We start from the raw sequence: 7,117 nt of genomic DNA on the forward strand, positions 1-7,117 counted from the left end.
CGAGGGGACTCGCGATTAACCGGAGCGGCCCCCGGATTCACGACCCAAATGCGCTCCTTCTCATCCGCTTCACGCCATTTAAGATCACAGGAGGTTCCCATGAGCTTCTTGAATATTTTCGAAAAATGACCCGAGTGAAGAACAATTAGCCCCATCCCTTGCAGCACACGTCGGTACACTCTTTCCACAATTGTTCATTACGAACACTCCCTTTATATTAATTAATCTGTCTTCATTTTAGTTGAAGAACTTTTAACAATCGATTGCCTATTTAATTCAATTTATATGGTATTCTGTCATAAGCGACATTAAGGAGACCTATTTTGGCAAAATATGATTACGTGATCCTGCCGCATAGTCGGTAGGAATGTCCAACCTCGGCCAATTCTATGATACGTTCAGACGCTTTAACGATTGCTCGCCCAAACCTTTCAGGGACCGGTTTCGTGAGCCGCATCTCCATTGATAGACATTCTAGAGGAGGATTTCAGATGCTGCACCGCTATTTATTCAAGCCATTTCATCGGACAACGTTCCGAAGCAAGCTCGTTTTAACGTATCTAATCATTATAGTCATTCCCGTTATATTGGCTTTATTCCTATCGGGGCTACAATTGTACAAGCAAACCAATTCCGATTATGAAGACATTCTGACACAACTAAACACCCGAACGAACGTCACGATTGACGACTTTATCAATAATCTCTCACGCAATACTTTTTTTTATTTAACGGAGACCAGGCTGAACACCATTATGCAGAAAACAAAGCCTACTTTCGATAAGCAAAAAATCGACGATTCGAATTATATGCATAGCTCATTAGAGCAATTCGTCTTAATCAATGGCAATATTGCTATGATATCGGTACTTGCTCCTAATGGTAATATCTATGGAAGCAAACCGGAAAAAGCCGGTGAAATCGTGAATACCGTCCGCAGCATAGGAAAAGAAACATTAAGATCGAGCAATTTTGTTGTTTCTGTTCCCTTACGACCTGGAACAATGGAACATAAAAACGAGCATATCTCTATCGTACGGTATTTATCTGATCTCAATACAAGAAGTGGCAAAGAAGGCTATGCGAAGATCGACATATTTTATAATGCTATCGAAAACATGCTGGGAGGTATATCTTCAGAGGAGGGTTTGAAACTRGGGACCATCGTTCTCTCAGGAGATACAGTCGTCTACAAATCTGATGGCCGAGTCGACCAATTAAATGAGCCTGGATCCGTTCAGCTCCAGTCGCATTTTAAAGATTTATCCGTAGGTTCTGATCATATCTCGCATGTAGAGTGGAACAAACAATTATATATGATTAGCGGCAGTATAAACCCTGTAACCGGGTGGAAGATCATACAATACATTCCGGTTAATCAAATATACAATACATTTTTAAGCAATACGTTGAATTATGTTCTCTTCAGCATATTGGCCTTAATTGCATCATTGACGTTCGCCTTTTTCTTCCATAATTATTTCATTAACCCTATATTAAAATTAAGTAGAGCTATGAAAACGATAGATACCGATCATTTGTATAAAGTCATGCCATGGAGTGAACGAGAGGATGAAATTGGAAGACTTATAAATAGCTATAATGCGATGATCGAACGTTTGAAATCGAGTAGAGAATCAGAAATAATGTCTAGTCATCTGCAAAAAACAGCCGAGCTTAAAATGCTGCAATCTCAGATTAACCCCCATTTCTTGTATAACACGTTGAATACGATCCATTCGATTTCCGAGCTTCATCGAATCGATACGATTTCAATCATGACTAAGAGCTTATCCAGCATCTATCGCTACAATATTAAGCATGGGGATGAAGTTACGATAGAAAAAGAGCTAGAGCAGATCGATAACTACATCAAAATTCAGCAAATTCGTTTCTATAATAAATTCCTCGTAGAATACGAAATAAGCCCAGAGGTTCTTAACTACAAACTTTTGAAATTTTTGATCCAACCGATAATTGAAAACTCATTTTATCACGGATTAGAGCCAAAGGGCGGGGAAGGTACACTAAGGCTAACGATCAAGCAGCGAAAACATTTCCTTTTCATACGTATTCAAGATAACGGCGTCGGAATAAAGGAAGACAAGCTCAATGAATTAAAGGCACTTTTTGGAGAGAGTCACTCTCACTCTATCATCAACAATGAATCAGAGCGCAACTTTGGACTTAGCAATGTCCATTCTCGTATTAAGTATTTCTATGGCGAGAGCTATGGGATACAGGTAACCAGCAGTGAAAATAAAGGAACTTCTATTACCATTCATATACCAATCATCAAGGAGATGTACAACATTGAAAATTCTAGTGGCTGATGACGAATTTTTTGCTAGAAAAGCCGTCTTACAGATGGTTTCTGACTGGGACGACAAGGTTCAGGTATTGGAGGCGGAGGACGGTAATTATGCACTAGAGGCGCTCAAAGCCTCCCATCTCGATCTAGTTCTTACGGATATCCGCATGCCTGGATTGGACGGCATCGAGTTATCTGCCTATATTCATCTCCATTATCCACAAACCTCTGTTATTATCATTAGCGGATATGACGACTTCTCTTATGCCAAGGAAGCTATTCGTTATAAAGTGGAGCATTATTTACTAAAGCCTATTGATCGGCAGGAATTATATCCCTTACTTAATCAAATAAAAGAACGTTTTGAAGTTAGCTCAGAATCTAAAAGAGAACTAGCTCTGATCAACTATCTATATGGAGAAAAGAATTCTGCTATTCCCTCATTTGCAACTGATGAGAAGATTCAGTGGTATCAGACGTTCGTAATTTGGCAAAACCCTCTGCAAAACGATCACCTGAAGGATAGGCTCAAGAAGGAAATATCTCTGAGCGGCTATGATCTTGTTGTAACGAGCGATAAGCATCATAAACAGCTGTTAATTATATTGATTCTTTGCAAGCATGATACTGTGAAGCAACAACAAAGCGGGCCGCACTTCGGGTGTAATACCATCATACGGCAATGGCTAAAAGAACCGGATAGTTCCTGCCTCGCCGTCGGGAGCAGTCCCGCCTCATCGGATTTACTAGCTTTAGACGAATCTTACATGGAAGCTCGGCTCGCGGCCTTGCAAAGTCTCATAACCGCTACTAGAGAGATTGTAAGCAGTGCTGAAATATCGACAACCTTCACTTATGACGCCCAGCTGATTAAGGAATGGACAGACCGTTTCAACCGTAAAATAGTAAGCTATCAACTAAAAGATGCAGACGAGATGATTCATACCTGGATCAAGACAGCCTCAGAGCAGCGGTTTTCAGTATATATGATTCAAGATTGGTTCGCTGCTACGGTCAATCTCCTGAATACGCTTATTGATCGCAGCAGCGAGGAGTCCGCCACCGTTCCTTTTATTAGGCAGCGAAGCTTATTCGAATATACTTCTATTCATGAATTACAGCAGAAGCTAATAAAGAAGCTGCATATCGTGTGTGAGCAATTAAAGCAAGTGTCAGACAAAATGGATATGATCGAAAATATAAAAAAAGAAGTGGATATTCACTATAAACAACGAATCATGCTAGAGGATTTAGCGAAGAACAAGTACTTTGTAGATCCAAGTTATCTTAGCCGTCTATTCAAAAGAAAAAGCGGGATGGGTTTTGCTAACTACTTGCTCTCTGTGCGGATGGAGAAAGCCAAGCAAATGCTTGAAAGTTACACGGAGCTTTCCGTCTCAGAGGTTGCAAGTGAAGTAGGCTTTAACGATTACTCTTACTTTATCCAAATGTATAAAAAATGTTACGGTGAAACACCTGGGAAATACAGAAACAAAAAAAACCTGTATGAATTGGAATGAGAAAATAATCAAAATATTAAGCAGTTTTGTCCTATTAAGAGGGTCAGTTCTCTCCTATTTTAATCAGCCAACTCCTTGCTACAATGAGACACGTACAACAAGTAACAATACAAAAAAGGGAGCTGTGTAAATGAAGAAAAGTTTGATAAAGAGCGGAATCGCTGCTCTAGTATGCCTAAGTATGGTGACAGCTGCAGGATGTTCAAGTAACACACCTGAAAGCGCACCCAACAACTCTAAAGGTAATGCCGGAGCCAGTGGCGAGAAGGTAAAGATTGAATATTTCCAAATGAAGCCGGAAGCAACCGAAGTGGTCAATGAACTGATCAAGAAATTTGAGGCAGAAAACCCGAACATCACTGTAGAGCAGAACAATGTACCGAATCCAGAGAATGTATGGACGATGCGGGTATCAACAAATGATGCTCCTCCTATATTTACCCATTACCCTCATAACTCAGTGTTTCAACAACTTGCCAAAGAAGGCCGCGTATTGGATTTAACCAACGATCCTTTGATGGCCAACGTTCAGCCTGCTATCGCAGATTTAAGTAAAATTGATGGCAAAAATTACGTGGTTCCAATTGGAGTTGCAACGCTTGGCGTTTACTACAATAAGGAAATTTTCGRGAAATTCAATCTACAGCCTCCGACTACCTATGCGGAGTTCATCGAAACAGCTGAAAAGCTGAAAAATGAAGGAGTTACTCCTTTCTATTTCCATGATAAAGATTTCAACGGCATCCGTCAGGAGGTCGTGTACAAAATGGGTCAAACTATGCCAAATATCGAACAGTTTTTGGATGATGTCATGAATGGTAAAGCACATATTACTGATAACCCTGACTTTAAACCTTTTGCACAATCCATACTCGATCTTCGTCAATACGGTCAAAAGGATCTTATGGGTACCGGTTATGATGATGCGCTTCGTGAATTCGCCAATGGAAAAGCAGCGATGTGGTTCACAGGAATTTGGGCGATCAAAGAAATCAAAGAATCGAATCCTGACCTGAAATTTGAATTATTCCCTCTTCCTACAGTGAATGCTGCAGATTTGAAGACACAAGTTTCTGTTGATACAGCAATTGGACTTCCTGAAAACGGGAAAAATCAAGCTGAAGCAAGGAAGTTTCTTGAGTTCATGACATCCAAGGAATCTGTAACGATCTACTTGAAATTAGGCGGATATCCTTCTGGAATTAAAGAAGTCGAATCTGGACTTCCTGAGATCGTCTCTCTTACCGAACTCATTACAGCAGGAAAAGTCTATCCTACGATCGAACGTCTATGGCCGCCAGGAACAAATGCTGAAGTAGGTAAAGCGACACAGGAAATGTTTGTTACAAAAGACGTTGAGCAATATTTAAAAGCTCTTGACACTATCTTCTTCAACAAATTCAATCAATAACGAAGACCAAAAAGGCGGAAAGACCTTGCAGTCGTTTAGCGTTCAAGGTTTTTCCGCCTTTCTCTACGATGGAGGTCGATTATGAATATACGAAGCATCAAGCCAGGCATCACATTTATTCTACTTACAATCCCTGCAGTCTTGCTATATGCCGTCTTCTTTCTGGCACCTGTCTTCATCGGGCTATACTACAGTATGACGAACTGGGATGGATTTTCCTTATCCTACGATTGGGTTGGTCTGAAAAATTACATTGCTATTTTGCAAGACAAACGATTTATGAATGGTTTAATGTTCACCCTTCTGTATACCGTAATTATTGTAATAGGTAAATTAGGTGTCGCTTTAGTCCTTGCTTTACTGCTAAGCCAATCATTAAAGTTCCGCGGATTATTTCGTTCCATCTATTTTTTCCCAGCCGTATTAAGCATGATTACTGTAGGTATGATGTTCAATCAATTTTTTTATTCGCTATTTCCTCCTATTGGAGAAGCATTTGGTATCGAATGGTTATCCCGCAATATACTCGGACATAAAGATACCGCCATCTTTGGCGTTGCATTAACGAATATATGGCAAGGCTTTGCTGTTCCTATGGTCATTTTCATAGCTGGTCTCGCAAGCGTACCCAAGGATCTCATGGAAGCAGCTGTTATTGACGGTGCCAGTTCAAAACAACGGTTTTTCTCAGTTACAGTTCCCTTCTTAATTCCAATGCTGACAGTGAACGTCGTGCTCGCTATTAAAGGCGGACTTACCGTCTTCGATTATATCGTCGCGATGACAAACGGTGGACCATCGAATTCAACGGAATCACTTGGATTTCTCATCTATCAACATGGCATGAGCGAGATGAAATTCGGTTACGGTACCGCAGAGGCAATCTATGTATTCCTACTAATCGGCATCATTTCATTCATCCAGATCAAGCTGCTATCGAGGAAGGAGGTCGGACAACAATGAAAAAGCATAAATCGTATTATATTCTCAGCTATTCTTTCCTTTCGATCGGTGCTTTGTTCATATTGGCTCCGATCTACTTAACGATTGCCATTGCGATGAAATCGAGAGCAGAAACAACCAAAAGCTTCTTCGCTCCTCCGTCCAGCCTATACTTGGATAATTTCATTCAGGTCATTAACAAAGCTAATTTTTGGAAAATATTCCAAAACTCTGCCTTCATTACTATTGTATCTCTTCTTATTATGATAATCGCTATTCCAATGGTATCCTATGCGATCTCCCGTAATATGAACAAGCTTTACTATAAGTGGGTCTATACCCTCATTCTAATGGGTATATTCGTTCCCTTTCAGGCCATCATGCTGCCCATTTACAAGCATATGGGCAACTTGGAATTGCTTAATCAAACCGGCCTTATCATTATGTACGTTACCCTATCCTTTGCACAGGGTCTCTTTCTTTGTGTTGGGTATCTAAAAAACATACCGTTAGAGCTCGATCAAGCTTCCAAAATTGATGGTTGTGGTGTTTGGCTAACCTTTATTCGGATCATCTACCCATTGATGCTTCCGATCGTTGCAACCATTCTCATATTGAATAGCTTATGGTTGTGGAATGACTTTCAATTACCACTCATTATGCTAAACCGTCACCMTGATTTCTGGACACTGCCATTATTCATTTACAACTTCAAGTCAGAAGTCAGCTTTGATTATAACTTGGCATTTGCCGCATTTACTCTTTCGATGGCGCCAATCACTATCCTCTATGTTTTTACACAGAAATACATTATCGGAGGACTTACGGAAGGCTCTATCAAATAAAAGGTAAGTAAGGAGAATATCCAGCATGAATATGACTGCGATGACTTTGAATTTACGCATTGATATACCAATCGACGGTGACAATGCT

At 40.2% G+C, this 7,117-nt stretch carries 5 protein-coding genes and 1 pseudogene; 5 read left to right on the plus strand and 1 reads right to left on the minus strand.

Going from position 1 to position 7,117, the window contains the following annotated elements; genetic code table 11:
- Positions 1–29: 29 nt before the first annotated feature.
- Positions 30–191, minus strand: a pseudogene (locus AC1DWN_RS08610) (ThuA domain-containing protein); the annotation flags it as partial.
- Positions 192–491: 300 nt separating this feature from the next.
- Between AC1DWN_RS08610 and AC1DWN_RS08615 the strand changes: the two are divergent.
- The 5 genes from AC1DWN_RS08615 (at position 492) to AC1DWN_RS08635 (ending at position 7,029) form a co-directional block, all read left to right on the plus strand.
- The gene (locus AC1DWN_RS08615) at positions 492–2,333 is read left to right on the plus strand and encodes a sensor histidine kinase (protein WP_477558489.1); all 1,842 of its coding nucleotides are present in this window, start codon (positions 492–494) and stop codon (positions 2,331–2,333) included.
- Positions 2,314–3,831, plus strand: coding sequence for a response regulator transcription factor (locus AC1DWN_RS08620; RefSeq protein WP_477558490.1), 1,518 nt, complete (start codon positions 2,314–2,316; stop codon positions 3,829–3,831). The genes AC1DWN_RS08615 and AC1DWN_RS08620 overlap by 20 nt, the downstream gene beginning before the upstream one ends.
- A 130-nt stretch (positions 3,832–3,961) precedes the next feature.
- Positions 3,962–5,242, plus strand: a complete 1,281-nt coding sequence (locus AC1DWN_RS08625) for an ABC transporter substrate-binding protein (RefSeq protein ID WP_477558491.1) — start codon at positions 3,962–3,964, stop codon at positions 5,240–5,242.
- Between the two features lie 81 nt (positions 5,243–5,323).
- Positions 5,324–6,205, plus strand: coding sequence for a carbohydrate ABC transporter permease (locus tag AC1DWN_RS08630; RefSeq protein ID WP_477558492.1), 882 nt, complete (start codon positions 5,324–5,326; stop codon positions 6,203–6,205).
- Positions 6,202–7,029 (plus strand): carbohydrate ABC transporter permease, encoded by an 828-nt coding sequence (locus tag AC1DWN_RS08635; protein ID WP_477558493.1) that lies wholly within the window; start codon positions 6,202–6,204, stop codon positions 7,027–7,029. The genes AC1DWN_RS08630 and AC1DWN_RS08635 overlap by 4 nt, the downstream gene beginning before the upstream one ends.
- The last annotated feature ends 88 nt before the right edge of the window (positions 7,030–7,117 follow it).

This window comes from Paenibacillus sp. P4_A7 (assembly GCF_056402455.1).

Coding starts and splice junctions, on each gene's coding strand:
- AC1DWN_RS08630 (WP_477558492.1), top strand. CDS start 5,324: ATGAATATACGAAGCATCAAGCCAGGCATCACATTTATTCTACTTACA.